Origin of the sequence: Hymenobacter defluvii (assembly GCF_017589435.1) — a bacterium.
GTDB classification, from domain to species: domain Bacteria; phylum Bacteroidota; class Bacteroidia; order Cytophagales; family Hymenobacteraceae; genus Hymenobacter; species Hymenobacter profundi.
Map to the genome: position 1 here is coordinate 1 of NZ_JAGETX010000070.1, position 1,253 is coordinate 1,253.

General features: G+C 48.3%; 1 protein-coding gene. It reads left to right on the top strand.

The features are described from left to right. Positions 1–509 (top strand): DDE-type integrase/transposase/recombinase (locus J4D97_RS22925; RefSeq protein WP_208309620.1); only part of this gene is annotated, 509 nt, incomplete at its 5' end. Between the last annotated feature and the right edge of the window lie 744 nt (positions 510–1,253).

Genomic DNA, 1,253 nt, shown 5'->3' on the forward strand with positions numbered 1-1,253 from the left:
AGCAGTATGTGCTCGAGCAGGTGGCGAAGGTGCGCCAAGAGCATCCCCGCCTCGGCGGGCGCAAGCTCTACAGCTTATTGGAACAGGGCTTGCGCGAGCAGGGCATCAAACTGGGCCGGGATGCCCTATTTTCGCTGCTGGCGGCGCATAACTTACTGATTCGCAAGCGCCGCCGGAAAGCATTAACGACCTTCTCGCGCCATCGCTTCCGCAAGTACCCGAACCTGATCCGGGAGCTGACCCCGCTGCGACCCAACCAGGTCTGGGTGGCCGACATCACCTACTGGTTCACCCAGGCGGGCTGTCTGTACATCTCGCTGCTGACCGATGCCTACTCGCGGCGCATCATGGGTTTCGCCGTGGCCGAGACGCTGGCCACGGTGCATGCGTGTCGCGCCTTGCAGATGGCCCTACGGCAGATCAGCAAACGGGCGGGGCGGAACTTGATTCATCACAGTGACCGCGGCATCCAGTACTGGCCTCGGTTAAAAGTTTGGTACAGAAGTTAAACGAGGCGCTTCCAAATGAGGCTACTACTCGCCAAAATCTTGCATTCAGCGCCTCTAAAAGCTGTTTGTTCAGTACACCTACGGTTTGTTGCTCATTCCAGTGCGTATCACAATGGCTCGGCGGGCTGGAATGATATGGCTATTGCCGGGCAAGACGTACCAATAAATTATTTGTGGTTTTATTTGACTTTTTATTAGGTGAACTAAAAAAATTCTTAACTTTATTCTAGACACCATCGGGATGGTTACTAGCACGTTAGCGATAAGCAGTCCCAGAGCTGTAGCGTAGCTCTTAGTTTTGATTGATGTCCTCGCGATGAATATTTCTTCACAAAGAATTTATTATAAGCATGTGCAACAGGTCAAAAAACTTTGTTAAACTCTCTTCTGGCAAAGAGTTTTGTTATGTATTCAATTACAGCCCAATATCAGTAACTAGGCTTGATATTAAAACTTCTACGTTACTCCTAATGTGCAAGGGCCAAGGTGTAGAGAGTTTAAAGAGGGATTATTTTTCAGCATTCGGTATTACAAACCCATCTCAGGAAGACGAAACTGCATTTCAGAACCAACTTGAGGTTCTTAATCAGCACTCACTAGTTTCTTAATTTTTCGTTCAACCATCAAACCACTCTCATCATGGAAAACCCACAAAATCAGAATGGGTCAACATTGGCAGAACTGCTTGTTGAAGCTAAAAAGAGTGATACGCAGTCATCCTTTTCACCATCATCAGTACTAATC